Below are 26,426 nucleotides of genomic sequence, written 5' to 3'. Positions count from 1 at the left end.
AGACCCAATCGTCTTTGTAGGGGGCTGTGTCACAATTGTAAAACTGCACAACAGAACACAAAAACGTAGGGAATGGTCTTGACCATTCCGCTCCCCATGACACGATTTACGTGGGAAAGCGGAACGGGCAAACACCGTTCCCCACGCCTATATTGTCAGATTTCACAAAGAGGACTGCATTGTGACACAGCCCCGTGCAGCAGGCATTGATTCAACACAAAAGGTCGAGCGAATTGGTAAAATTTCACCAATTTGCCCGACCTTTTTTTAGCGTTGTTCGTAATTAGCGTTGTTTCATGCCAGACAAAATGCCGTTTAAATCATCCACAGAGAAATGCTCCACTCGGTCACAGAAATGGCAAGACAAATCCACTTCCCCTTGCTCGGCAATGAGGGATTCCATTTCTGCCACACCCATGCTGATTAAAGCGCGTTCCATCCGATTGCGGCTACAGTCGCAGCGATAGTCAATGTCCACCGTTTCCAAAATGGTCATGTCGAAATCAGACAGGGCGCGCTCTAGCATAGATTGGGCACTGTCGTCAGCACTGAGCAGTTGGGTCACGGTGCCAGCGGCCAAAATACTGCCTTCCACCTTCATGATGATTTCTTCAGGGGCACCGGGGAGGAGCTGAATCAGATAGCCACCAGCCACCAATACGCTTTGGTCACGGTCTACCAAAACACCAAGGCCACAAGCGGTGGGAATTTGCTCAGACTCTACAAAATAAGCCGCCAAATCTTCTGCGATTTCACCGCCCAACAAGGCTACGGAACCCACGTATGGCTCTTTCATATTCAAGTCACGCACCACGGTCAAGGTGCCGTCACAACCCACGGCGCTACCCACATCCAACTTGCCATCGGCGCGCAGAGGGATGTCAATTTGGGGATTGGTGACGGAGCCACGGACACAGCCATTGCTTTCCGCCACAGCCAACACCTTACCCAGAGGGCCACCACCATTGATTTGCAAGGTGACGCTACTGCCGTTGCCTTTGAGGGCATTGCCCATGATGGAGGCTGCCGCCAAGGTGCGACCCAAAGCCGCCGTGGCCACAGGCAAGGTTTGGTGGATTTGGCGCGCACGCTCGGTCAAATATCGGGTGGACACCGCCGCCGCTTTTACATAGCCATCGCTGGAGATGGCTCTTACTAATTGGTCACTCATTGATTAAAATTCCTTTGTTGATAAATTTAAAAATGGTGCGTTAGGGGGAAAAACGGGCGAGCGCAGCTCGCCCCTACAGGCGTGTCATATGCAATTATCTGGGCGTATATGCAACCATTTACACCTTGTCGCACACCACAATCCACCGTGCATCGGCATCGGTGGCTGGGGCGGTGGTCAGATCGCTATAAAATTGGATGGCGGTGAAGCCAGCGGCTTGCAACATCCCTTCCAAGGTTTCACGACTATAGGCACGCTGGCGGTGCTGTTCAAAGTCTCGCACCCATGTGCCGTCTTCCTCTTGGGCAAACAAATCCACTTGATAGGTGCAAATGGCAGATTTGGGGCTGTAAAACGTCCGCCAAACACAGTATGTGTCTTCCGTCTCATCCACATACATTTGAGCGTCCATAGCTTGATACTTATGGGGGGTGTTCACATCAAAAATCAACCGTCCCCCTTGGTTTAACTGGCGGTACATCCGAAAAAAAGCCCGCTCCAACGCTTTGGGAGCGGTCACATAATTCACCGCATCAATGGTGGATATGATGCCGTCAACAGGGGCAGGCAACGCCAATTTATCCATGGTTTGACACACAAATAGGGGTGGGGTTTCTAGGTCAACGGCTTTTTCCATGGCCTCTGTCAGCATATCTGGGGACGGGTCCATGGCGGTGACTTGGTAGCCACGCTGAGACAAGGCGCAGGCAATTGTGCCTGTGCCACAACCCAAATCAGCCAAGGTATGCACCTTGGCTTGACGGAGCAACGTATGGAGATAGCGAATCCGCTGGGGATAGCGCACGTCAGCCATCAGCCCATCATAGGCCGAGGCCAAGGCGGCGTAACTGTCACTCATTATTCTTGTTCTTTGCGACGAGCAAACAGCACATCATAGGCGCCAGTGCCATAACTTAAAGAACGATTCACGCGGCTAATGGTGGCACTAGAGGCACCAGTTTTTTCCAGAATATCGTTGTAAATCATGCCATCGTTGAGCAAAGAGGCCACTTCAAAACGTTGTTCCATAGAACGCAGTTCAGACACGGTGCACAAATCTTGGAAGAAATTGTAACATTCTTCTTCGTTTTCTAACATCAGAATTGCCTTATATAGCTCTTCATTTTTTTCTTTTTTACCAATTTTCATTTGGCGTACTTCCTTTCAATGTGAAACTTTTCTTACTATGTATTTTATCATAGCAGTGTGCGAAAGTAAAGGGTTTCGCACCTTAAATTGATGAAATTTTTGTTAAGCTTTTGACTTTTCGTGGGATAAGCACCTATTTTTATCTTGGGAATACACTATAATAAGCCTATTTTCATCCAAAAGGAGGCACCTTATGAGCCCCTTCTCCTTCCAAATTATAACCCAACAGCTACAGCTAACCCATGACAATATCCCCCTCATCCGCCTGACCACCCACATACCTCAAGCCCCTCTGGGTCACGGCATGGCGCGACGATTTAATCGCTATTACCAAGCCCAGCGCCGCGGCTATGTCCACTATGCCACCCACCAATTGCTGCCCATAGCGGTAGCGCTTTGGGTCGCAGAGCCTACACAGATTATTCGCCCATTCACCGCCACCCTATCATGCGAAATCACCTACCAAAGCCCTACATATGTAAGTCTCTACACCCAGAGTCAAGACAATTTGCCGCCCAGCCCCACGGTGCAACGGCGGGGAGACACATGGGATTTGCACAGCCGATTCCCTGTGCCCATCACCACCTTTTTGCCCCAAAAACACCGTTACAAAGCCCCTTTAGCCACACTGGCACTGACCCAAATACGCCAGCAGGAAACCCAAGGCGTGGCGCTGTACCATCCAAACATAGGCAAATCCTTGCTGAAACGACGGCTCAATCCCCATCATTTTTATCTCACCCCAGAGGGATTGCGTTTTTTCTATCCCATGTACGCCATCGCCCCAGCGGTGGAGCAGGTGCCCAGTTTTTTATACCCCATAGAGTGGTGCGTGCAAGGGGAATGAAGTCAAAACCACCAGCTGAGCTGGTGGCTTGGGATAGCCCTAGAAGGGCATGGTACTGACACACCCCTAAAGGGGTCCCGAATGGTCTGCCACGTGCATTACTGTTTCGGGCTACCCCTAAAGGGGTTTTTCTTATGCCTTGGTATTCTTGCTACCCGTGAACGGGTCTGTATACTCTTTCAGGCTCATTTGGTCTGCCATTTCATCTTCTTGCAGTTGCTTCTTTATGTACTCTTGTATTTGCTTTTTATTTCGCCCCACCGTGTCCACGTAATAGCCTCTCGCCCAAAAATGTCGGTTCCCATATTTGTACTTTAAATTTGCGTGCCTGTCAAATATCATTAAGCTACTTTTTCCCTTTAAAAAGCCCATTATTTGCGCTATACTGTATTTTGGCGGCACACTTATCAGCATGTGGATGTGGTCTGGGCAAGCTTCTGCTTCTATAATTTCTACCCCTTTTTGTTCGCATAATTTCCGCAGTATAAAACCTATGTCTTGCTTTATTTCACCGTAAATTGCTTGTCGCCGATATTTGGGCGCAAATACGATGTGGTATTGACAACGCCACTTAGTATGCGTTAGACTGTTAATGTCTTTCATGTGAAGACCTCCTCGATATTGTAAGTTAGGTTGGCAGACCTTGACTTTACTATATCGGGGAGCTTTTATTTTGTCCATAGCTATAAGCTTTTTATCCACTGGCAGAGCCAGTGGTTGTTGTATGAACACAAACCGCCCTCCGAGATTTCTCGGAGGGCGGTAGGGCTAGCCTATTTTCATTGCTTAGGCAACGGCGCTGATGGTGATATAAATGGTTTCAACCGTTGCGCTGTCGTCGTCTTCCAAAACAGCTTGGAAGGTGCCCGTGATGGTGGTGTAGTCAGAGACAAGGTTTTGGAGCGCCTTGCCAGACAAACCAGTGGTGGTTTCGTACTCAGCGCCATCGTCCTTGTTCAGGTCGACGCTGGTGCTGATGAGGGTGATTTGTGTGTCATCATTGACGATGAACAACTTGCTACCAATGGCCATAGTACCGCTGTTGTAAGAGAGGATATCATTGATACCGCCCACAGCGTATTCGCCGCCGTTGGAGACCTTGGTGGCAGAAGACACATAGCCAGAGGCATTGGTTTTCAGCTTGTGGTAGAGCTTGTTGGCTTCAAAAATGCCGCTACCTTCTGCTTGGATGGTGGTTTCTTCTCCGTCCACGATAGCGTTGTAGGTGTACACATCGTCGCCATTGGTGTCCACACTGGTGCCATCTAAGCCCAGAACGTAGACATAATCGCTTTCAGCGGCTTGGTTGTCGTCCACATAGGCCTTGCTGTCACCGCTCATGTCGATGAACACGAAGGAGGCAAAACCGCTGTCTTCGACAATCCAGCTGACAATGATTTCGTTGCCAGAAACGGCACCTGTGTTGATGGTGGGCAGATTGATGACGCCGTTATAGCGCACCACATCGTCATCGCTGTCCACAGTGACAAACACAGTGTCGCCGTTGGCCTTGATGGTTTCACCGCTCAAGAAGGAAACCTTCCCAGAGGTGGTGACGCTGAGTGCAGAGCCAGCAGAGGTGAAGGTGGCAGAGTCAGGGGTTTCACCTGTGCTCAGAGCGGTCAAGGTATACTTGCCGTTGGAGTCTACCGCGTAGGTATACCAACCAGATGCCGCCAGCAAATCGCTGGAATCCGTGCTATCGGCCACCTTTTTCAAGGTGATTTCTTCGTAAGAGCCATCCACCAAGAAGGCGGCTGCCATGATTGTGGTGGAGAAACTGCCTTCGCTGGCAGTGTCACGGACAAAGAGGTATTTTTCACTGGAGGTGACCACTTGGTCAACGGCAATGATGTTGCCTTGGCCGTCTAGCACCACAGTGGTGTCCTCGCCTACAGAGTAAGCGGTGTTGTGGACGGCGGTGGTGGCGGTGACAGCGTAGTTATACACGGTGCCGTCAATGGTGACAGAGGTGCCCTTGGTATAGGTGGACACTTCCCCTGTGAGGACGGTGGCTGGGGTGACGGTTTCCACGGTGTAAGACCCAGACCCAGAGGGACGGGTAACTTGCACGATGAGATAATCGTCTTCCATCACGTCTTCCACGGCAAAATCGTCGCTAGACAAGGTGGAACTGCCAAAGGAAATAGCGGTATCGCCTGCGGCGGTGAAGCGCACTTCTTCGTTGTTGGTGCTGTAATCGCCAGTGGCTTGCACCACGTAAGGGTTGATGATGACCATGGTCACATCATCGTCATCGCTGACAAAAACTTGGGTTTCAGCCCCTTTTTCCGCCACCTTGCTAGAGCTGCTAGAGCGGATATACTCGTCCACATCGGCGGCATCTACCACGGTTTCGTAGCCGTCTACCACCACAGTTAAGGTGTTGGTGCCAGCCTCCAGCTTATTGACCAAGGTCTTGCCCAGCAGGGTGTATAAGGTGCCACGGGTCACATCGCCAGCATAGGTGGCTTGCAGGGTATCGGTGTCCACATAGGTGCCCACGGCCGTGCTTTTCACCGTCCATTCTCTAGCAGGACGACCAAAGGCATCTGCAGAGGTGGCAGTCTTTTTCAGGCTGGTGAAGGTCTTTTCTGCAAATTGCATCAGGCCATCGCTTTCGATGTTGCCATCGGTAGAGCCAGTGTTTGCCATTTGGGTGGCCTTGGAAGCACCCACGGTGATGTTCAAATCACCCACCACAATATCACTGCCCATAGATTCATATTCCACCATGGTGGCAGAGAGGGTGTTGAAAGCATACAAAGACGCTTCTTCACGGGTCATGGCATCAGAACCAGTAAAGTCTTCATTGCTGGTGTCTAGGCCTGCGCTCAGCGCCAGCTTTGCCACATTGATAGACCAGTTGGCACCAGTGAAGCCTTCCACGGCGCTAGAATATCCCAGCGCGCCCAGCAGCATTTTCATAAATTGGAAGCCAGTGATTTCCCCAGCAGGACGGAAGGTGCCGTCCTCATAGCCATCGATGATGCCTTCAGAGGCGCAATAGGCAATGTAGCCAGCAAAGGTGTGGTCCGCGCTCACATCGGGGAAGGGCGCGGTATCAGCGCCCAGTGCGCTGGCAGTGGTGGGCCCTAGCAGTAGATTGCAAATAATCTTAGCGGCGGCACCACGGGTCAACGTGCCTTGGGGGTTAAACGAACCATCTTCATAGCCGTTGATGATATCAATGGCGGTGATTACGTCCACAGCTTCGTTGTAGTGTACATCGTTGCTGTCGGTGTAGTCTTGAGCGCCCACGGTCATCGCCAGCATACTGGCCAGCATAGACAGGGTCAAAGACACAGCTAAAAACTTTTTCATTGTGTTCCTCCTAGAATATAATGGGATGACACCGACCGCCCCCCAACCCCTCCAGACGGGGTTTTCTCTCTTTATCCGCCGTTTCTGGAGACGGTGGGAGTGGGTCAATCGGTGACAAGAGCGATTGTAGCAGAAGAAAAAGATGATTGCAATAGAACTTTTCACATTGTAATAAACCTGTAACAGCGCGTTTAAAAATCATTCACAATCTTTATTAATTCAATTAAGATATGCCATAAATCTATACAAAATGTGAAAATAATGGATATTTTACTGCATTTTATCACTTTTGCATTTGTATCAAATTTGTAACATTTGCGTTATTTTGCCATCATTGGAAAAAGTTGGGCGAATGCCAATGTTTTGCTTGCTTTTGTATCGGCTAGCTTTTATACTATATATAAATAAAGAGGGAAACAGGAGGCACGCTATGGACATACAAGCACTTTGCACCGCATTGGAGAAAAAGGGTTATGGCGTGTTTCGCGCCAAGACAGCCCAACAAGCACAGGCTCACCTCTTAGAGAACATTCATCACAAAACGGTGGGCTTTGGTGACTCTCAAACCTTAGCCGCCCTTCAATTGCCTCAGCTCTTGGCGGCAGAAAACACCGTCTACGACCCACAACAATGCACCACCAATGGAGAATTTTTAACCGTGGCAAAACAGGCCATGGACACCCAGATTTTCCTCACCTCCGTCAATGCCATCAGCCAAACGGGGGAGTTGGTGAACCTAGACGGCACAGGCAATCGGGTGGCTGGGAGTTTGTTTGGTCACGAAAAGGTGTATTTCGTGGTGGGCAAAAATAAAATCACCCCCACCTTAGAAGCCGCCATTGATCGTGTGCGCAACATAGCCGCCCCAGCCAATGCACGGCGATTGGGTCTGGATACCCCTTGCGCCAAAGCAGAGCCTCGATGCTATGATTGCGCCAGTCCCCAGCGGATTTGCAATGCCATGGTCATCCATTTCCATAAGCTAGACGACATGGAAATGGAAGTGGTGGTCATTGAGGAGGATTTAGGTCTATGAGCACAGCTGTCACAGGACGTTTCGCCCCGTCCCCCAGTGGACGGATGCACCTTGGGAATCTGTTTGCCAGTCTCCTTGCGTGGCTGAGTTGCAAGTCCAAAGGCGGACAGATGGTGTTGCGACTAGAAGATTTGGATGTGCAACGATGCTTGCCCCAGTATAGTATGCAGTTGGAGGCAGATTTGCGCTGGTTGGGGCTCACATGGGATGTGGGTGGTCATGACGGCGGTGACGACTACTTCCAAAGCAAGCGCACCGCCATTTATCAGCAAGCCTTGGCCACATTAGAGGCACAAGGGCTGGTGTATCCTTGCTATTGCACCCGTGCAGAGCTTCACGCCGCCTCTGCCCCTCACCGCAGTGACGGACAGGTAATTTACAGCGGTCGGTGCGCCCAATTGTCACACCAAGACCGCGCCAGTCAAACCAGAGCCCCTGCTATGCGGCTCCGCGTACCTGACCAATCCATCACCGTCACCGATGGTAACTTAGGCCTCTACACAGAAAATCTGACCCACGACTGTGGGGATTTTCTCCTCCGCCGTAGCGATGGCTTGTTCGCCTATCAGCTGGCAGTGGTGGTAGACGATGGTGCCATGGGGTGACAGAGGTGGTGCGTGGCAGCGATTTGCTCTCCTCCACCCCACGACAACTCTACTTATATGAATTGCTTGGACTGACACCGCCTCAATTTTACCACCTGCCTGTCCTATTGTCCCCAGATGGTCGGCGACTTTCCAAACGGGATGGTGACTTGGGCTTAGATGTGCTCCAAAGCCGATACACCCCTGAGGCACTCATCGGCAAATTGGCCTTTTTGGCTGGTATACACCCCACCGTCGCCCCCATTTCTGCCCTAGACTTGGCGCAAACGTTCACGTGGGACAAGGTGGCAAAAGCAGATTTGATTGTCCCCCCAGCATTGTTTTAATGCTGGAGGGGCAAATTTTTATTGGCACAATTCATACTTTTGCCACAATTTGCACCTTTATCTTTCACACGTAGTGTGCTAGACTAGACTTGTACCTGTATGCACGCAAAAGGAGGAATTCATGCAACATTTATTACGAAAACTCACCGCTGGTCTTTTGGTGGCGGCGCTCACCCTGTCTTTGACCGTGCCAGCCATGGCCTCAGAGGCCTTGGGGGAAGACTTGACCGCCTTGGATGTTTCCATCCATCAAGACACCGTGTTAAGCGAAAATGTGTTTTGGTCTACCTCGTATTCTGATTTGCGGGAGGAAAACTATATTACATACACCCCCAACGAAACGGTCATTCCCATCGTCACCTACGGTGACTCTTTGGCCAGCCTGACCAGTCTACCCACCATTGCCACAGAGCTTGAAGCCCAAGGCTATCGGGTGGTAGCTGGCATCAACGGGGATTTTTACAACTTGACCAACGGCTTGTCCATCGGCCTCGTGGTCTCTGACGGGGAAGTCAAGTGCTCTGATGGCTCCTACTACGCCATCGGTTTTTACGACGACGGCACCGCCGTGTTGGGTAAGCCCTCCATGTCCATCAGTGTGGACTTGGGCTACTTGGAAAACGGTGAAGCCGCTGTGCGCCCCATCGCAGGGTATAACATTGCTCGCAGTTCCGATGCTGGCATTTATATGTATACCAGCGATATGAACACTCGTAACACCACTGGCACCACAGAAGCTGGCGTGGACGTCATCTGTACCGTGGACACGGATTTGACCTTTAACACCCCCACCACCTTGACCGTGGTCAGCGTGCTAGAAGATGCCTCTGCCACCGTCATTGAAGATGGGCAAGTGGTGCTTAGCGCCAACAACCAAGCCCACACTTGGTTCACCGATGCCCTGCGCACCTGTGAAGTGGGCAGCGAACTCACCTTGACCATGACTGCCGACGAAGCATGGACAGACGTGTCCTATGCTGTGGGCGCACTGTATTCTCTGGTAGAAGATGGCGCTGTGGTGGATGGTTTGTCCACCGATATGGCACCTCGTACCGCCGTAGGACAAAAGGCCGATGGAACCTTGGTGTTTTACACCATTGATGGTCGCCAATCTGGCTATTCCGTAGGCGCATCTATGAAACAAGTGGCACAGCGTCTGGTGGAATTGGGTTGCGTCACCGCCCTTGGCCTAGACGGCGGCGGCTCTACCACCATCACCGCCTCCTTGCCCAGCGACACCACCTCCACCGTGGTGAATGTGCCGTCTGATGGCTATAACCGCTCTGTTTCCAACCAAATTTTCTTGGTGTCCCAAGGGGGCGCTTCTGGCACTTTGAGCCATTTTTACGTAGAACCTGAAGCCTATTACGTCCTCGGTGGCACCGAAGTGTCCTTGTCTGTCAACGGTGTAGACACCAATTACTATCCCATGACCAGCACCTACACCCTATCCACCACTGCTGGTTCTCTAGACGGCGACACCCTCTATACCCCCCAATCCAATGCGTCTATCATCGTCACCGCCAGCAAAAACAGCAAAACAGGCTCTGCCGTCATCACCTCCGTCCAAACCCCTGACACCATCTCCGTCACCCGTAACGGCCTCAGCGTGGATACCTTGGCTGTCACCCCTGGAGACAGCGTGGACTTGGTGGCCAGCGCCACCTATCGTGGTCTGGAGTTGTTTGCTGACGCCACCGCCTTCTCATGGTCTGTGTCTGGCGGCATCGGTGTGATTGATGCGGCCGGGAAATTCACCGCCACCGCCACAGGCAGTGGTAGCATCACCGTTTCCGCTGGGGAAAATACCGTCACCCTCCCTGTCACCGTCAGCCATTTGGCACTGAAAACCATGGAAGACTTTGAGTCTACCACCAACTTCTCCGCCTCTGGCTCTGGCATCACTTATTTTGCCAACGACAACATTCAACAAGTGAAATTCGGGCGCACCGCTGGTGGCTTCACCTACACCGTGGGCGACACTGGCACCGCCACCTTAGGCGCCAGCTACAGCGTCTCTGGCATTTATGACCAGCTAAATCTGTGGGTCTATGGCGACAGCTCTAGCAACTGGTTCCAAATCATCACCTCTGACGGTTCCACCGTCCAAGCGGTGGATGTGACCCAATTGAACTTTGACGGTTGGATACAACTGTCTGTGGCACTGCCTGACAACACCACCAGCTTGATTGGCGTCCGCGTTGTGGCCATTGGTGAAACTTATATTGACGAATTTGGTGAAGAATACACCCAATACGCCACCACCTCTGGCACCTTCGGCCTTGACCAATTGGTGCTCAGCTATGGCGGTGCCGTAGACGATGACACCCCCCAAATCACAGGCTCTATGGTCATCACCGACACCTATACCACCCCCACCACCACCGTGGAAACTGACCCCGACACAGGGGAAGAAATCACCACGGAAGTGCCTTCCGCCTTATCTAGCCGCAAGGCAAGTCTGAGCGTCACCATCACCGATGACACCGACGGCTATCTAGCGGCGGCAGACGTGAGCGTCTATGTGGACGGTGTGCTCACCGCCTCTAGCTACAACGTGAACACAGGGGCGCTCACCGCCAGTCCCACCTTCACCGACGGCTACGCCCACCGCATCACCGTAGACGTGGTAGACGCCTCAGGGAATCGCAACCGCATGAGCTGGGACGTGGAGCCTTTGACGGAAGAATCCGCCTTCACCGACACCCAAGACCATTGGGCTGGCACCTATGTGGACTTTTTGAAAACCACAGGTGTCACCACAGGCTACACCGACGGTACCTTCCGCCCCGACCAAAACATCACCCGTCAAGAATTTGCGGTGATGCTCTACCGCTATCTGGGCATTGACGGCTCCGCCTATGACAGCATTGCCATGCCCTTTGCCGACAGCGCGCAAATCAGCGACTATGCCACCACCGCCATCAAAACCCTCTATTCTCTAGGGATTATCAACGGCAGTGTGGGTAGCGATGGACTGCTGTACTATTCCCCCACCGCCAACCTCTCCCGTGCCCAAGCCTGCGCCATGATTGGGCGCACACAGGCCAACGGCTATCCACTGGCAACTGTGACCTTCACCGATAGTGCTTCCATCCCCAGCTATGCCAGCGACTATGTGGCCACCATGGTGTCACAAGGGGTACTGGGTGGCTTCACCGACGGCACCTTCCGCCCCAACGACAACATCACCCGTGGACAAATGGCAAAGATTTTGTACCAATGTCATTAAGTTAAGCTATTGAAACGCAAGAACAGCTAATAAAAAATCATCGGAATCTAAAAATGCGCAGGACAAGCAAGCAGATTTTTCAATCTGCTTGCTTGTCCTTATAACGTGGCATTACGCCAAGCGATAGAAAAAAGAGGTGTCGGTTCTGGGGTTCGTGTTGCGTCGCTTGCGTGGGTTTGAGGGCAAATTTCGCATGGGTGTTAGGTTTTTTGCGATGCAGGCTTCAACTTCGGCGACGGGTACATTCTTCCCAAAGAATTTACGACAAATTTGAGTGGCAACAGCGAAATTTATTTGATAAACCCGCTTTCTGGTAACTTTTTTTACAGCAATGCACGAGGTTATCAACTGTGTAAAATTGTATATAATCAACTTGGCGAAGATTTCTTGAAGAAGAAGCTTCGTCTTTTTGCTGTGAAAATACAGCAATCCGACGGTGAATTTCAAAGAGCGGAAGGACGTTTCGATACCCCATCGCTTGGCGTACAAATCCTTGAGGGCAGCAGAATCAAATTCACTTTTATCCAAATTTGTGGCAACCGTTTCGTAAGAATTTTCAGAAAGTTTAAAGCAAACGAGGCGAATATGTAACGGATATGGCTCGATTTTTTCATTTTTCTTTGTTTTGCAGGGTAAAAAATCAAATGGTGAACTATGGGCGATAAATTTCAGGTTTTGATTTTTGGCTTGCGCTGTTTGCTTGCGTGAAATGTGTAGCGTCAGTGAAACGTCAAACTCCTCACCAACAGGCAAAGATAATCCGTGACAAATACCGTTGCGTGAAGCAGAATCCTTCACTCTGACAAGGAATTTTTGCCCTCTTTCTTGCACATGAGCGAAATTATTGTACGATTCGTAGCCTCTATCAGCAATGTAAATGGTGGGTACTTTTGATTGATTACGTGCCACCATGGTGGCAAAGGCCTTGTTTTCACCCTTTTCAACCGTTGCATCCACGTAGGTTTTGCGCAAAATATCGTACATGGCGTTGAGGTGCAAAAGGTTAAAAGGCTTGGAGTCATTGGCCTTTTGATGGTAAGAATCCACTTCCTTTGGGTTGGTGGGAACGTGCAAACTAGAGCCATCCACAGCCAAAAGGCGGTAGCCACGGTGGGTGATGGGTTGGTTTGTTTCGGCAACAAATTGGTGGAATAAATCCTCGAAGGCAGTTGATTTGATTTTGTTTCGTTGTTGCACAAAAGCGGATACTGTAGGTGAGGATGAATGTATGCCGAATTGTTCGGATAATTCCCCATATAGTGTTTTTCCTGTGAGAGATAAGGTTGTTTCAATTACTTTTTCAAATGGTAACTTCCTATTTCAGGTGAAGTCTTTTTCTGGATTTTCAGCATATTTTACAGCGTTTTGCGAAAGGGCTTTTATGGATTTTTTTAGTGTTCTTTTTATGTTTTTTGTTGTGAATGTCATGTGTGCATCTCCTTTGTTATCAGCGTTATGCTCAATAACAAGGGTCGCCTTCATTGACTTTGGTCAATGAAGGCGACCGCACATTTTTTTGTAATTGTCAAGCTTTTTTTAAAAGGTTCTGGGTGTTTTTCTTGTAGCACCCAGGCTTATCTTAATGACATTGGATTTTGTACAACACCCTGTAAAAACGACCCATGAGGGGAACGATGATAACCATCGTTCCCCTCTTGTAATTTTCTCCCTTTTGGTATACAATAAACACATTACTACCCTAAATTACAAAAGGAGACTTTTCCCATGGTTTCTCAACAAATGTATGCCTTAGGCTCTAACCGCTCTTGCATCCGCGATTTGTTTGAATACGGCTTGCAACAAGCCGCCCTGATTGGGGCCGAAAACGTGTATGACTATTCCATTGGCAACCCCTCTGTGCCAGCCCCAGAGGCTGTTGGTGCCGCCTTTGCCGCCACCATTGCCCAGAAAAACACCGTGGCTGTCCACAGTTACACCTCCGCCACAGGCATCAATGCCGTCCGCGAAGCCGTGTCCAGCGATTTGAACGCACGCTTTGGCACCAGCTTACAACCAGAGCACCTGTTTTTCACCTGCGGTGCCGCCCCTGCGCTGATTGCTGTGCTCCGCGCCTTAGCCGTGGAGAATGCAGAATTCGTTGCCATTGCACCGTTTTTCCCTGAATATCGCCCATTTGTGGAAGGCACTGGCAGCAAATTTGTGCTGGTGGAAGCCGACACAGCCACCTTCCAAATCTCCACGACCGCATTGGAAGCCGCCATCACCCCCAACACTCAAGCTGTGATGGTCAACACCCCCAACAACCCTTCTGGCGTGGTTTACACCCGTGAAACCTTGGAAGAACTGGCCGCATTGCTGGGCAAAAAGAGCGCCCAATACGGGCACCCCATTTACATCATCGCCGACGAACCTTACCGCGAATTGGTATACGATGGGGTGGAAGTCCCCTTCATCCCCACCATTTACAAAGACACCATCGTCTGTTACTCCTACTCCAAATCCCTCTCTCTGCCCGGCGAACGCATCGGCTACATCTGCATCGGTGCCGACGTGGCTGACAGCGCCCAAGTGATGGCGGCTGTGGCTGGCGCCAGCCGTGTGTCTGGTCACGTGTGCGCACCCTCTTTGCAACAATTGGTGGTGGCACAATGCGCCACTGTCCGCCCTGATTTGACCATTTATGACCAAAATCGCCAAACTTTGTACACCGCACTCACTGGCTACGGCTATGAATGCGTGTATCCCAAGGGCGCGTTTTATATGCTGGTGAAAGCCCCCGAAGGCTCTGGCGCCGCATTTTCCAAGCGTGCCATGGGGAAAAATCTGTTACTGGTTCCCGGGGACGACTTCGGCATTCCCGAATATGTGCGAATTTGCACCTGCGTCAGCCCTGAGATGATTCAGCGGAGCCTGCCAGCCTTTGAAGCACTGGCCAAGGAAACGGTATAACCCTGTGCAATCACCAACCAAAGGAGCTTACAACATGAAACGTAGTAGCGGTATTTTATTACCAGTCTTTTCCCTCTCTGGCGACTATGGCATAGGCACCATGGGCAAGCAGGCCTGTGACTTTGTAGATTTTCTCCACGAGGCAGGCCAGTCTTGGTGGCAAATCCTTCCCATGGGACCCACTGGTGGCGGCAATTCCCCTTACACCAGCGTGTCCACCTTTGCTGGCAACCCTTGGATGATTGACCCTGTTTTACTGGCAGAGGACGGCCTGCTGAGCCCTGAACAGTTGAAGGCGGCGCAACTGCCCGTCAGCCACACCATCGACTATGGTGCCCTGTCTCAAAGCCGCGAGGCCCTGTTGCGCCAAGCCTTTGCCGTAGGTGGCAAACGAGATCAAAAAGCGGTGCAAAAGTTTACAGACAGTCATCATTGGGTGCGAAATTACGCACTGTATATGGCTTGCAAGTCCCATTTTGACCAAACTGCTTGGCTAGATTGGCCCAGCGACATCCGTGACCGCACCCCACAGGCCTTGGAAAACTACCAAAGCGCTTTGGCTGTGGACATGGAATTCCACTGCTATGTCCAGTATTTATTCTTCACCCAATGGGCAAAATTAAAAGCCTATGCCAACGCAAAAGGCGTGAAAATCATTGGCGATTTGCCCATTTACGTGTCGCTAGACTCTGCCGATGTGTGGGGCGAACGAAAAGAATTCTTGTTGGACACCACGGGGCATCCCACTTTAGTGTCAGGTGTGCCACCAGATTATTTCTGCGAAGATGGTCAACTATGGGGCAATCCACTCTACGATTGGAATCGCCAGAAAGCCGATGGGTTTGGCTGGTGGATTCGTCGCATCGAAGGGATGCAAGCCCTGTGCGACAGCGTGCGCATTGACCATTTCCGCGGTTTAGACGAATATTGGGCAGTGCCTGCCAGCTCTACCACCGCAAAAGACGGTGCTTGGCACAAAGGCCCCGCCATGGATTTGCTGGGGGTGCTGACATCTTGGTTCCCCACGGTGGATTACATCGCCGAAGACCTTGGGGTGCTCACCGATGGGGTGCATAGCTTGCGTGAAACCTCTGGCTTGCCGGGGATGCGTGTGCTGGAATTCGCCTTCTCTGACCCTACCAATCTGTATCTGCCCCATAACTATCCGCCCCACTGCATTTGCTACACTGGCACCCACGACAACAACACCCTGCAAGGCTGGTGGGATGAGGCCACAGAGGCTGAAAAAGCCTTCACATTGGCTTACACAGGGGTGGCAGAGGATGCCGTGCCACAGGCAGTGCTACGGAGGGGCTTAGGCAGCGTTGCACAGGTGTTCATCGCCCAACTCCAAGACTATCTGGGCATGGGCAGCGATGCCCGTATCAACGTCCCCGGCGTGGCAGAAGGCAACTGGGCATGGCGCTTGATGGATGGAGACATCCCCACCACCCTAGCCAAAGAACTCCACGACCTAACAGGCCTATACAGCCGATTATAAGAAGAAAACAGGGCTGGCACAAAATGTGCTAGTCCTGTTTTTCTAGTAAATACACCATGCGTCCAACTTATTTGTTGTATTAATGTAAATATTATTACTATAAATATCACTATAAAAGCATTGACAAATTAAAAAGAATATGGTAGGATAGCTATACAAACAAAAAGGGGGGGGCTTCGCTTGGAATATACAGTAGAGGCTGTTGCAGAACTCTTAGGAACCACCACAGAAACAGTGCGTCGTTGGATTCGGGAGGAAAAATTAAAATCAACCTGTTTGTCCAATCGCCAAGGACATCGCATTCAGGAAGCGGATTTAAAGACGTTTTTGCAATCCTCAAAGAAATATGCTAAAGCAGGCGGTTTGATAGTCGCATCTTCGGCCGCCAGTACACTCGCTTCAGCAGCAGTATCCATGATACTACCTCTAGCTACTATCGGGGCTGGTTTCGGTTTGGCAAAGGAGGTCTCAAAACAAGGCGATACAGCAAAGGGGTCGCTTGACACATTGCACACTCAAATACTCGAAAATCAACGGTTGATTGCTCAATTAGATGAGGAAATCATACTATTCCAACAGCAAATCCAATTACACGAAAGCCAAAAGGAGGTATATCAAAAACAGAATGACCTATTCCAAAAGCAAATAAAATTGTGGCAAGCACATTGTAACGAGGAAAAATAAGGACGGTCATGAGACCAGAAAGTGAGAACACCTATGAAAATCATTAAAACTATTGGCAAAATGCTTTACCATGCCGCAAAGCATATCGATGTTATTACCTCAGCAATAAACCTTATCCGAAATTTGCATGGCATCTGGAAGGAAGGTTATAACGCAATCCCATGTGCCTCCGCTGCCTAACAACGCTAAAAAAGGGTACAAGCAGTAGCAACGCTACTGCTTGTACCCTTTTTGTATTAAAATTGTGCCAGCCTTGTTGATCATAACGCCGCCAAGAGATGGAGCCGTAGGGTTTCTATATCTGGAAAGCGCTCTGGTGTATGGAGCATATATTTGTAAGCCTCATGCCACTGGTCTAAGGTATAGACAGTCATATCCATGGTTATCAAATAGGCGCGAAGCTGCGGATAGCAAACTGGGCAGGCTAAGTCAGATATAAAATTACACCCAGCCCCTGTGCAAAGTTCTATTAAAATCGGACTTATCTCACACATACAGCCACCGCCTCTTTTTCACCTTAGTTAGTATCTACCTACCCATTATAGCAATTCAAACTGATAATGTCAAGTTAGTTTGTTTATAATGAATAGTGTAAAACTAACTAAAGCGAGGTGGTATCATTTGTTGCGTTTGGCGGAAGTACGGAAAAGTAAAAAAATGTCCCAATTAACCCTAGGCAATAAAATAGGTGTGGCGCAAGAAACCATCAGTGGGTATGAAATCGGTCGTGCCGAGCCTGATTTGTCCACACTTTGCAAATTGGCAGACACACTGTGTGTCTCTGTAGACTATTTGTTGGGGCGCAGTGAGGTCAAATTGCCGCTCCCTAACCACCTCTCCCCCACGGAATTAGAGATGGTACAGCTGTTACGCCCCTTGCCAGCCCATAAGAAAGAGCGAGCACTGGGGTTTTTAGAAGGACTACAGGATACCGAAACAGAACGCCGTTGACCAAAAGAGCCACATCCGCATGGATGTGGCTCTTTTGGTCAACGGCGCCTACAGATGTACCGCTACGAATGAGCTGATTGGTGAGAACAGATTCTCTTTTTGTGGTTTTCACTTCATTGCAAACCTTAATAATATCTAATGCAAATGCTTTGGATTTTACAATCAACACACTCTCTCGCATCGCTGGCACCCCGTTCCTCACTTGTTCACTATTCCTTATTACTTCCCAAAAATCCTGCTCAATGTAGTGAAGAGTGAAAAAGGAATAAGGAATAAGTAAAATCCGAAGTAGATAAATCTACTTCGGATTTTTGGAGGTGACACCCGGATTTGAACCGGGGAATGAGAGTTTTGCAGACTCTTGCCTTACCACTTGGCTATGTCACCATGCTAGGATTATATGTTATCATTGGCAAAAAAGCAAGTCTTTTTTGTCGATGTTGTTTTTGCTTTTGAAAGAACCACACGCAATGTGTGGTTCTTTCGTATGGAGCGGGCGACGAGGCTCGAACTCGCTACCTCCACCTTGGCAAGGTGGCGCTCTACCAGATGAGCTACGCCCGCAAATGGTGCCCAGCTATTGCCAAACACCTTGGTGCCTCCGGCCGGAATCGAACCAGCGACACGTGGATTTTCAATCCACTGCTCTACCGACTGAGCTACAGAGGCAGATAGCACCAATTTGCGCTTTTTGAAAAACCCCGAGGGGACCCACGAGAGCAAGCTCTCGTGGGAATTTTGGCGACCCGGAACGGGCTCGAACCGTCGACCTCCAGCGTGACAGGCTGGCGTTCTAACCGACTGAACTACCGGGCCACATTGCGTGGCGTCTTCTAAAGAAAGTGGTGGGGACAACTGGACTCGAACCAGTGACCCCCTGCTTGTAAGGCAGGTGCTCTAACCAGCTGAGCTATGCCCCCCGATTGCCCTCTCGTCAGACGACAAGGGTTATTATACAGACGGATTGGGGTTTTGTCAATGGGTTTTTGAAAAGTTTTTAAAAAAATTTTTCAAACAGGGAAAAAGATAAGAATGAACCGTGCAACGGGCGGCCACGGAGAGCCGCCCCTACACAGAAACAACTTATTCTTCGTCCAATTTCAGCACGGCCAAGAAGGCTTCGGTGGGGATTTGCACCGTGCCTAGAGATCGCATCTTCTTCTTGCCCTCTTTTTGCTTCTCTAACAGCTTTTTCTTACGGGTGATGTCACCACCATAGCACTTGGCCAGCACGTCCTTACGCATGGCGCGAACGGTCTCACGGGCGATGACCTTACCACCAATGGCAGCTTGGACAGGGATTTCAAACAGTTGACGAGGGATATTGTCCTTCAACTTCTCGCACAGACGACGGCCACGGTAATAGGCTTTTTCGCGGTGTGCAATAAAAGAAAGGGCATCCACAGCGTCGCCATTGAGCTTCATATCCACCTTCACCAGTTCACTGGGACGGTACCCAGCCAACTCGTAGTCCAAAGACGCATAGCCACGAGTGGACGCCTTCAGGCTATCGAAAAAGTCGTAGATGATTTCGTTTAAAGGCATCATGTAATGCAATTCCACCAAATTGGTGTCCAAATACTGCATATCCTTAAACTCCCCACGACGGTCTTGGCACATGGGCATAATATTGCCCACATATTCATTGGGGGCAATGATGGACACACGGACGTAAGGCTCTTCGGCGTGTTCAATGGTGGTGGGTTCTGGATAGTTGTGGGGGTTATCCACACGGACAACCGAGCCGTCATTTTTGGTCACTTCATAAATAACAGAGGGCAACGTGGTGACCAAATCCAAGTTAAACTCACGTTCTAGGCGCTCTTGAATGACCTCCATGTGAAGCATTCCCAAGAAACCACAACGGAAGCCAAAGCCTAACGCGGCAGAGGATTCTGGCTCAAAAGACAGGGCGGCGTCGTTGAGTTGCAATTTTTCCAATGCGTCACGCAAATCAGGATAGCGAGAGCCATCTTCTGCGTAAATACCACAGTACACCATGGCTTGGACAGGACGGTAGCCCTCCAAGGCTTCTGCCGTGGGACGAGCTGCCTCAGTGATGGTGTCACCCACACGGGTGTCTTGGACATTTTTAATGCTGGCAGTGAAATAGCCCACTTCCCCAGCCTTCAACTCTTTGGTGGGTTGCATACCAAGGGGCAGTAAATAGCCACATTCCACCACGTTGTGGGTGGTGCCAGAGGCCATCAACGACACCTGCTGCCCCATTTTCAGCGTGCCTTCCATGACACGCAAATAGACGATGACACCACGGTAGGTGTCGTATTGGCTGTCGAAAATTAAAGCTTTCAAAGGTGCGTCAGCGTCCCCAGAAGGGGCAGGCACCTGCTCCACCACAGCATCTAGGACGGATTGGATGTTGATGCCGTTTTTAGCAGAGATTTCAGGGCTGTCCATGGCAGGCAAGCCGATGATGTTCTCCACTTCTTCTTTGGCACGTTTGGGGTCGGCGGCAGGCAGGTCAATCTTATTGAACACAGGCAAGATCTCCAGCTCGTGTTCCAAGGCAAGGTAGGTGTTGGCCAAAGTTTGGGCTTCTACCCCTTGAGAGGCGTCCACCACCAAAATGGCCCCTTCGCAGGCCGCCAGAGAACGGGAGACTTCGTAGTTAAAGTCTACGTGACCGGGCGTGTCGATGAGGTTCATGGCGTACACTTCCCCGTCAGGGGCGTGATAGTCCATACGGACGGCACGGGCTTTGATGGTGATGCCACGTTCCCGTTCCAAGTCCATATTGTCTAGGAGTTGGCTTTCCATGTCTCGTTTTTCCACGGTGCCACATTGTTCTAGCAAACGGTCAGCCAGTGTAGACTTGCCGTGGTCAATGTGGGCAATGATGGAGAAGTTGCGGATATTTTCTTGTTTACTCATGTATATTGTATACCTCCGAATGGATGGGTTTTATTCAAAAATGGATTCATAGTCATAGTCTACCACAAGTTGACGCAGTCCGTCTACCTTGGCGACAAGATTTTCTTCGCTGACCACATAGGTGCCCTCTGCCATGGCGGTAACCATAGCGCTGGTGACGGCGGTAGAGGTGTGGATATGGTCAGTGTAATTATCTAGGTTGGTGATGATGGTCTCATCATCCATGAAAAAGTGGACGGTGGCATTGTCGTAGGCCAGCAAGGTGGTCATGGTATGCTCTAACATGGTGAGCATGGCCTCTGTGGTGCCTTCTCTGTCCATTTTGTCCCAAAACAAAATAGCATAGGGGGACAGATAGAAATGATACTCCACAGTGGGATTTTCTTCTAGCCAACGGGCGACAATCTCCAAATGGGCGTCGGCATTGGCAAGGTAATAGTCCTCACTTTGGGTTTCATCGCTGATATCTGGACGGGGATAGCTGACCAGCGCCTGCTCTTTGGAGAACCAATAGTCCCACAAAAACCCTTCATCTAAGGGGGTCAAAGCAGGGTCTTCCTCCATGGCATAGTAAATACTTTTGGCCAAAATATCTTTGTTGAGCAGATAGGGCAAATCATCTAACATGGTGTGATTGTATAGGTAAACGGGCAACTCATCAGGGTCTTCGTCCACATTTCGTGCCAAAATATTGGCATCCAGTCCCACCACCACACGCTCCACCTCTTGGCAGGTGTAGGCGAAGGTGAGCACCGTGTCAAACTCACTGATGGCGCCGTTGGGCAAGGTGATTTGCACCGTTTGGGCGTCAAAGGCGGCGTCAAACCAAGAGGGTTGATAATTGGCCGCCAGTGAGGTGCCAATCAAAATGGTGTCATAGTCTTGGGAGCGGAGCAAACCAGAGGCTTGGTAGCGCTCGTCAATCCAAATATCCCCTGTCACATCAGGGTCGTGGTACTGAAAATAAGGGTCAAGGATATAAACCGCCACGGCAGAACCGCCCAGCACAGCCAACACCCCCGCCAACAGGCAGGCAATCAATGATTTCATGATAATACTCCCCCTTAAAAATTGGCGTAGATAAATGTGGATTCCCCACCAAAGGACAAAATGCACCAGCCCACCAACAGCCCTAGCCCCAACAGTTGATACCATTTGGGAGCGTCGGTGCGAGAAATGGTGGTGCGCGGCCATAAGGAAATCAACAGCCCCCCAGCGTATAGTCCTATTAAAGCCAACAAGGGGTAATACACGCTAAAAGCAGGGATTAACGCACGCAAGGCCGTCATCTCTGTGGTGAACACAGTGGATGCCAACACACCACCGCCAATGGTGGCTTCCCAGCGTCCCACCGCCGCCCACAAAACCCCTGTGGCATAACTGACACTAGGGGCGCGGAACAGCACCCATGCTACGTTAACAAAGGCGAATGTCACCGCCCAGCCCAACCATTTGGGAAGGCGTATCCGTCCACCAGCCAGCCGCTCTGCAACCTGCCCCAACCCATGGAGCAAACCCCAGAAAATAAACGTCCAGCCAGCCCCGTGCCACAGGCCACTGATGAGAAAAATCAGCAAAATATTGCCATAGGTGCGGAGGGTTCCTTTGCGATTGCCCCCCAAGGGCAGGTAAATACATTCTCGCAAAAAAGACGTCAAGGTGATGTGCCAACGCTTCCAAAAATCGGTGATGGATGTGGCGCGGTAGGGGGCGTTAAAGTTCACAGGCAAACGGATGCCCAGCATACGGGCCACACCTGTGGCCATGTCGCAATAGCCTGAAAAATCCAAATACAATTGCAATGTGAACCCTAAAATCACCAACCAACCAGCGGCAAGGCTCAAGCCCCAAGGGTTTCCATAGCCCTTGGCCACCACCAGCGCCAACTGGTCGGCAAAGAGAATTTTTTTCACCAATCCACAGCCAAAACAGTACAACCCCATCAGCACGTCATGGCTAGAAGGGCGCAAAAAACCATCCTCCTCCAATTGGGGGAAGAAGGCTTTGGGAGATAAAATCGGCCCTGAGACCACCGTGGGGAAAAACAGACCGTACAGCCCTAATTTTTCCACAGACACAGGGTCACAGGTTTTGTCGTAAACTGCTTTGAGATACCAGATTTGGCTAAAGGTAAAAAAACTGATGCCAATGGGTGCCCAGTCAAAGCCCAGCGCACCGCCTGTGAAAAAACCGAGGTATTTAAAAGCCACTAGCGCCGCCACATGATACCCGATGCCCACTGCCAAATCAATTTTCCCTTTGGGCCCTTGCACGGCTTGGCTCACCCCATAGGTGACCCACAGCCCCAATAGCAGCGTCAACAATCCACTGTCGCCATAGGCCACCAGACTGACAATCAGCAGGGCAAACACCCCTGCTGGCTTACTTTTGCGCCCCACCAGCACGCAAATGGGTGCCGTGATAACGAAAAGCCCTAGAAACGCTAGGCTTTGAAAATTCATACGTCCTCCTGTGCCAGTCGGGATAAGCGTTTGTCAACGGTGGAAATCACTTGGGTGAGACTTTGGGTGCGACCGGGATAGGCCTCTGTCATGGCTTGCGGAGACATATCCAAGGCAGAACCATCACCATCGTCAAGATTGCGCACAAAGCGCAAATGTTCCAACTGCATATCTGTGATGATAATGGCATTGTCAAAGTCACGGTTTTGGGTGGCAAACAAGGCGTCACGATGCCCACTGTGACGGTAGAGTTGGCGATAGAGCTGATAGACAGACACCGACAAGAAATTGGCGGCATGGTTGATGGCATTTTTATCCCCCAATTTGCCCAACAGGTCAAACAGAACGCTAACACTCCCTGTAATCAACTTAGATTGCAAGGTGGCCAAAATGCTGCCACGGAGGACACTGTCCATGTCTTCTGCCCCCATCAAATCCTCAGCGCTGAGCATACTGCCATCGCGAGCCAAGGTGCGCCCCAGCAAAAAGTCAGCTGATACATTGTAGTAATCACAGGCACGCACCACAAAAGGAAGCCCCGGCTCACGGATGCCGTTTTCATAGTGGCTCAATAAGGCTTGGGAAATGCCCAAATCCTTAGAGGCTGTTCGCTGTGACACCCCACGCTCTTGCCGAAGTGCCGATAATCCACGGGAAAATTCTGTTGCCATCGTTCTAAATCCTTCTTTCTCTCTTATACACAGGGTATATTTTAGCAAGAAAGATACCAAATGTAAAGAGGAATGATGGGATTTTTGAGGTAGTTTTGAGTAAAATTTAAATGAAATTTCCAATTTTAAAAGGATATTGCCCTTGTGAGGAAGATTAGATTGTGCTATGATTAAAAAAATGCCTTTTGACCACGGCAGAAGGAGCCTCCCATGGAAACTACCTTTTTAACCTATCAACAACAGCTCGACCGTCTGCATCACGAAAAAAATATCGCCTGCGACACAGTGGAAGAGCACACCTTGCTCCGCCGTGTTGGGTATTTCAATTTGGTGCACGGCTACCGTGGGCCTTTTTTAGACCACATTGACAGCTGTGGCAGCGGTGTCTACGTGCCAGAGACCCAATTGCGGTATTTGGGCGCGGTGAAAGACTTTGACGACGCCTTACGCCAAGTGTTATTTCAAGCCTTGATTGAAATCGAAGAAGAGGTACGCACCTTTGCCGCCTATGCCTTCGGCGAACACAACAGCCCTGACCATCTAGATTGGCGCGACCCAGCGTCCTATGCCACCACCACCAAAAACGGTGCCTTTCGCACCATGCTCCACCGCGCCGACCGCGAGGTTGACCAGTGCGACTTCCCCTATGTGCGGGGCTATTTGAAGCGCAAAGAGCTGGTGCCAGCCTTCGTCATGGCAAAAGTGGTGTATTTATTTACGTTTATTTTGTTCCTTGACCAATGCCAAGCCCCCATCAAAGACCGTTTATGCCATCTCTATGGCCTTTACGACGAGAATGGTCGCCCTGACCACCCATTGCTCATCGAATCCCTCCATTGGATGCGCCAAGTGCGCAATGTCTGCGCCCACAATGAGCGATTGTTCACCTATGACGGTGCCACCCGTGGGTTGGTGTCCTATCGCACCATAACGGGGTATACTTTGCTGTTGCCCCCTCAGTACCACAAGCCAGACTGCCCAAAACAGGTGCTGGATTACTTAATGTACTGCAAATATTACATGGATGACCCTGCCTATCAACAGCTACTGGCCAAGGTGCAAAGCTTGCTGGCCACCTTGGAAGGGCGCATCCCCACCACCGCCTTTTACCGTGTGCTCCAGTCCATGGGTTTGGAGCACCCCCATCACATCGCCTCTCTACAAGCCAACCCCAAGCGGATTGACTATCACCGATTTTAAATAGTTTGGAGCCCCCTTATGAACCGTAACCAAGTGGATTTAGCCACCACACCAGTGAAAAAACTCTTTTTCACCCTATCTATCCCCACCATCACTGCTCAAATTGTCAATATGCTCTACAATTTGGTGGACAGAATGTACATCAGCCGCATTCCTGACGTGGGCGATATTGCCTTCACAGGGGTCAGCGTGTGCTTCCCCATCATTATGTTCATCACCGCCTTCACCTATCTGGCAGCCTCTGGCGGTGCACCCCGTGCCGCCATCGCCCAAGGCCGTGGCAACCAAGCCGAAGCTGAGCAAATTATGGGCAACTCCTTTGGCCTATTGTTGCTATTCGCCGCCATTTTAACCCCCATCTTACTCTTTTTAACCACACCTTTATTGATGGCCTTTGGTGCCAGCGACCAAACCGTGGGCTATGGGGCCACCTATCTGTCCATCTATGGGCTGGGTACCATCAGCGTCCAGCTAACGCTGGGGCTCAATACCTTCATTACCGCCCAAGGCTTCACCCGTATCAGCATGAAAACCGTGCTCATCGGGGCCATTTTAAACATTATTCTTGACCCCATTTTTATTTTCGCATTGGGATTGGGCGTGGCAGGTGCCGCCTTGGCCACCATCCTCTCCCAAACCGTGTCTGCCCTGTGGGTCTTGCGATTTTTAACTGGCAAACAGACCAAGTGGCACCTACGCCGCAGCACCATGAAGCTACGAAAATCTGTAGCATTGCCATCTCTGGCATTGGGGCTAAGCCCCTTTGTAATGGCCTCCACCGAAAGTCTAGTGGCCATTAACTTTAACACGTCCTTATTGCGCTACGGCGGCGATATTGCCGTGGGCGCCTACGGTTCTATGGCCAGTATCATGCAAATGGTTATGATGCCCCTCCAAGGGTTGAGCCAAGGGGCACAGCCCATTGCCAGCTTCAACTATGGTGCCAAAAATCCCGACCGTGTGCGCCAATCATTTTATCTGTTGCGAAAGGTTAGCGTCATCTTTTCCCTGACCATATGGGTGTTGGTGATGCTGTTCCCAGAGGTGTTTGTGGGCATTTTCCTCACCACAGACGAAATGATTGCCTACGGCGCATGGGGCATTCGGATCTATCTTGGCGTTATTGGCCTGATGGGTCTGCAAATCGCTTGCCAGCAAACCTTAATGGCGTTGGGCGATGCCAAAACGTCATTGTTTCTGGCGGCACTGCGGAAAATCATCTTGCTGATTCCCTTGATTTATATTCTGCCCTGCTTCTTAGCCGACAAAGACTTCGCCGTGCTATTGGCCGCACCCGTGGCAGATTTCTTAGCCTTCACCACCACCTTTGTGGTGTTCCATTTCCGCTTTAAAAAGCTGATCTCACCGCTAGAAAAATAAGGATATGTTCATGGCATAAATGACAAAAAGAGAGGACTTCCCAAAAGGAAATCCTCTCTTTTTGTCACATTTATGTCTGTAATAT

The 26,426-nt window shown here is 50.5% G+C and carries 21 protein-coding genes, 5 tRNA genes and 3 pseudogenes; 11 read left to right on the top strand and 18 right to left on the bottom strand.

Annotated elements, in window-relative coordinates; genetic code table 11:
- Nucleotides 1-283: 283 nt before the first annotated feature.
- From hslO to RFF05_RS12070, 3 genes are all read right to left on the bottom strand, one after another.
- The gene (gene hslO, locus RFF05_RS12080) at nt 284-1,171 is read right to left on the bottom strand and encodes an Hsp33 family molecular chaperone HslO (RefSeq protein ID WP_409967327.1); all 888 of its coding nucleotides are present in this window, start codon (nt 1,169-1,171) and stop codon (nt 284-286) included.
- A 118-nt stretch (nt 1,172-1,289) separates the two neighbouring features.
- Entirely contained in the window at nt 1,290-2,030 is a 741-nt protein-coding gene (locus RFF05_RS12075) for a class I SAM-dependent DNA methyltransferase (RefSeq protein ID WP_409967326.1), read from the bottom strand.
- Nucleotides 2,030-2,320 (bottom strand): YerC/YecD family TrpR-related protein, encoded by a 291-nt coding sequence (locus tag RFF05_RS12070; RefSeq protein WP_409967325.1) that lies wholly within the window; start codon nt 2,318-2,320, stop codon nt 2,030-2,032. Before RFF05_RS12070 ends, RFF05_RS12075 begins: the two co-directional genes overlap by 1 nt.
- A 193-nt stretch (nt 2,321-2,513) precedes the next feature.
- Here RFF05_RS12070 and RFF05_RS12065 point away from each other — a divergent pair, with 193 nt between their 5' ends.
- Nucleotides 2,514-3,167 carry an RsiV family protein gene (locus RFF05_RS12065; protein WP_409967324.1) on the top strand — a complete coding sequence of 218 codons (654 nt, stop codon included), beginning with the start codon at nt 2,514-2,516 and terminating at the stop codon, nt 3,165-3,167.
- Between the two features lie 132 nt (nt 3,168-3,299).
- Here the strand turns inward: RFF05_RS12065 and tnpA are convergent, their stop codons facing one another.
- Nucleotides 3,300-3,770 carry an IS200/IS605 family transposase gene (tnpA, locus tag RFF05_RS12060; protein WP_409967221.1) on the bottom strand — a complete coding sequence of 157 codons (471 nt, stop codon included), beginning with the start codon at nt 3,768-3,770 and terminating at the stop codon, nt 3,300-3,302.
- Nucleotides 3,771-3,953: 183 nt separating this feature from the next.
- The gene (locus RFF05_RS12055; protein ID WP_409967323.1) at nt 3,954-6,491 is read right to left on the bottom strand and encodes an S-layer homology domain-containing protein; all 2,538 of its coding nucleotides are present in this window, start codon (nt 6,489-6,491) and stop codon (nt 3,954-3,956) included.
- A 430-nt stretch (nt 6,492-6,921) separates the two neighbouring features.
- On the opposite strand from RFF05_RS12055, the gene RFF05_RS12050 reads away from it, so the two are divergent.
- The 3 genes and pseudogenes from RFF05_RS12050 (at nt 6,922) to RFF05_RS12040 (ending at nt 11,690) form a co-directional block, all read left to right on the top strand.
- On the top strand, nt 6,922-7,527 hold the full coding sequence (locus RFF05_RS12050; protein WP_409967322.1) for a lactate utilization protein: 606 nt from the start codon (nt 6,922-6,924) through the stop codon (nt 7,525-7,527).
- A pseudogene (gene gluQRS / locus RFF05_RS12045) lies at nt 7,524-8,458 on the top strand (tRNA glutamyl-Q(34) synthetase GluQRS). The gene RFF05_RS12050 and the pseudogene gluQRS overlap by 4 nt, the downstream one beginning before the upstream one ends.
- Nucleotides 8,459-8,579: 121 nt before the next feature.
- Nucleotides 8,580-11,690 (top strand): S-layer homology domain-containing protein, encoded by a 3,111-nt coding sequence (locus tag RFF05_RS12040; RefSeq protein WP_409967321.1) that lies wholly within the window; start codon nt 8,580-8,582, stop codon nt 11,688-11,690.
- 111 nt (nt 11,691-11,801) lie between these two features.
- Here RFF05_RS12040 and RFF05_RS12035 read toward each other — a convergent pair.
- Together RFF05_RS12035 and RFF05_RS12030 are read right to left on the bottom strand one after the other, a co-directional pair.
- A pseudogene (locus RFF05_RS12035) lies at nt 11,802-12,995 on the bottom strand (IS4 family transposase); the annotation flags it as partial.
- A gap of 15 nt (nt 12,996-13,010) precedes the next feature.
- The gene (locus tag RFF05_RS12030; RefSeq protein WP_409967320.1) at nt 13,011-13,172 is read right to left on the bottom strand and encodes a hypothetical protein; all 162 of its coding nucleotides are present in this window, start codon (nt 13,170-13,172) and stop codon (nt 13,011-13,013) included.
- A 243-nt stretch (nt 13,173-13,415) separates the two neighbouring features.
- On the opposite strand from RFF05_RS12030, the gene RFF05_RS12025 reads away from it, so the two are divergent.
- The 4 genes from RFF05_RS12025 to RFF05_RS12010 all read left to right on the top strand — a co-directional run bounded on the left by RFF05_RS12025 (nt 13,416) and on the right by RFF05_RS12010 (nt 16,965).
- Entirely contained in the window at nt 13,416-14,600 is a 1,185-nt protein-coding gene (locus tag RFF05_RS12025; RefSeq protein WP_409967319.1) for a pyridoxal phosphate-dependent aminotransferase, read from the top strand.
- Between the two features lie 34 nt (nt 14,601-14,634).
- Nucleotides 14,635-16,101 (top strand): 4-alpha-glucanotransferase, encoded by a 1,467-nt coding sequence (gene malQ, locus RFF05_RS12020; RefSeq protein WP_409967318.1) that lies wholly within the window; start codon nt 14,635-14,637, stop codon nt 16,099-16,101.
- A gap of 180 nt (nt 16,102-16,281) precedes the next feature.
- Nucleotides 16,282-16,785, top strand: a complete 504-nt coding sequence (locus RFF05_RS12015) for a helix-turn-helix domain-containing protein (RefSeq protein WP_409967317.1) — start codon at nt 16,282-16,284, stop codon at nt 16,783-16,785.
- 33 nt (nt 16,786-16,818) lie between these two features.
- The gene (locus RFF05_RS12010; protein ID WP_409967316.1) at nt 16,819-16,965 is read left to right on the top strand and encodes a hypothetical protein; all 147 of its coding nucleotides are present in this window, start codon (nt 16,819-16,821) and stop codon (nt 16,963-16,965) included.
- An 80-nt stretch (nt 16,966-17,045) separates the two neighbouring features.
- Here the strand turns inward: RFF05_RS12010 and RFF05_RS12005 are convergent, their stop codons facing one another.
- On the bottom strand, nt 17,046-17,279 hold the full coding sequence (locus RFF05_RS12005; RefSeq protein ID WP_409967315.1) for a hypothetical protein: 234 nt from the start codon (nt 17,277-17,279) through the stop codon (nt 17,046-17,048).
- A gap of 88 nt (nt 17,280-17,367) precedes the next feature.
- On the opposite strand from RFF05_RS12005, the pseudogene RFF05_RS12000 reads away from it, so the two are divergent.
- Nucleotides 17,368-17,568, top strand: a pseudogene (locus RFF05_RS12000) (helix-turn-helix domain-containing protein); the annotation flags it as partial.
- 43 nt (nt 17,569-17,611) lie between these two features.
- Here the strand turns inward: RFF05_RS12000 and RFF05_RS11995 are convergent.
- The 10 genes from RFF05_RS11995 to RFF05_RS11950 form a co-directional block, all read right to left on the bottom strand.
- Entirely contained in the window at nt 17,612-17,917 is a 306-nt protein-coding gene (locus tag RFF05_RS11995) for a four helix bundle protein (protein WP_409970113.1), read from the bottom strand.
- A gap of 131 nt (nt 17,918-18,048) precedes the next feature.
- Nucleotides 18,049-18,123: transfer RNA gene (locus RFF05_RS11990), tRNA-Cys, on the bottom strand.
- 101 nt (nt 18,124-18,224) lie between these two features.
- Nucleotides 18,225-18,300, bottom strand: a tRNA-Gly gene (locus RFF05_RS11985).
- Between the two features lie 29 nt (nt 18,301-18,329).
- Nucleotides 18,330-18,405: transfer RNA gene (locus tag RFF05_RS11980), tRNA-Phe, on the bottom strand.
- Nucleotides 18,406-18,475: 70 nt separating this feature from the next.
- Nucleotides 18,476-18,552, bottom strand: a tRNA-Asp gene (locus RFF05_RS11975).
- A gap of 27 nt (nt 18,553-18,579) precedes the next feature.
- Nucleotides 18,580-18,656: transfer RNA gene (locus RFF05_RS11970), tRNA-Val, on the bottom strand.
- 163 nt (nt 18,657-18,819) lie between these two features.
- A complete protein-coding gene (gene lepA, locus RFF05_RS11965; RefSeq protein WP_409967314.1) occupies nt 18,820-20,628 on the bottom strand; it encodes a translation elongation factor 4 in 1,809 nt (602 codons plus the stop codon).
- A gap of 30 nt (nt 20,629-20,658) precedes the next feature.
- Entirely contained in the window at nt 20,659-21,678 is a 1,020-nt protein-coding gene (locus RFF05_RS11960) for a hypothetical protein (protein ID WP_409967313.1), read from the bottom strand.
- A gap of 14 nt (nt 21,679-21,692) precedes the next feature.
- Nucleotides 21,693-23,090: an MBOAT family O-acyltransferase gene (locus RFF05_RS11955; protein WP_409967312.1), complete on the bottom strand. Its 1,398-nt coding sequence runs from the start codon at nt 23,088-23,090 to the stop codon at nt 21,693-21,695.
- Nucleotides 23,087-23,761, bottom strand: coding sequence for a helix-turn-helix domain-containing protein (locus tag RFF05_RS11950; protein WP_409967311.1), 675 nt, complete (start codon nt 23,759-23,761; stop codon nt 23,087-23,089). The genes RFF05_RS11955 and RFF05_RS11950 overlap by 4 nt, the downstream gene beginning before the upstream one ends.
- A gap of 210 nt (nt 23,762-23,971) precedes the next feature.
- On the opposite strand from RFF05_RS11950, the gene RFF05_RS11945 reads away from it, so the two are divergent.
- Nucleotides 23,972-24,961: an Abi family protein gene (locus RFF05_RS11945; RefSeq protein ID WP_409967310.1), complete on the top strand. Its 990-nt coding sequence runs from the start codon at nt 23,972-23,974 to the stop codon at nt 24,959-24,961.
- 18 nt (nt 24,962-24,979) lie between these two features.
- Nucleotides 24,980-26,341 (top strand): MATE family efflux transporter, encoded by a 1,362-nt coding sequence (locus RFF05_RS11940; protein WP_409967309.1) that lies wholly within the window; start codon nt 24,980-24,982, stop codon nt 26,339-26,341.
- The last annotated feature ends 85 nt before the right edge of the window (nt 26,342-26,426 follow it).

Origin of the sequence: Bengtsoniella intestinalis (assembly GCF_039719005.1) — a bacterium.
In the GTDB taxonomy this organism is placed as follows: domain Bacteria; phylum Bacillota; class Clostridia; order Oscillospirales; family Oscillospiraceae; genus Oscillibacter; species Oscillibacter intestinalis.
The sequence above is the reverse complement of the archived record's forward strand: the minus strand, read 5'-3'. Positions and strand labels throughout refer to the sequence as shown.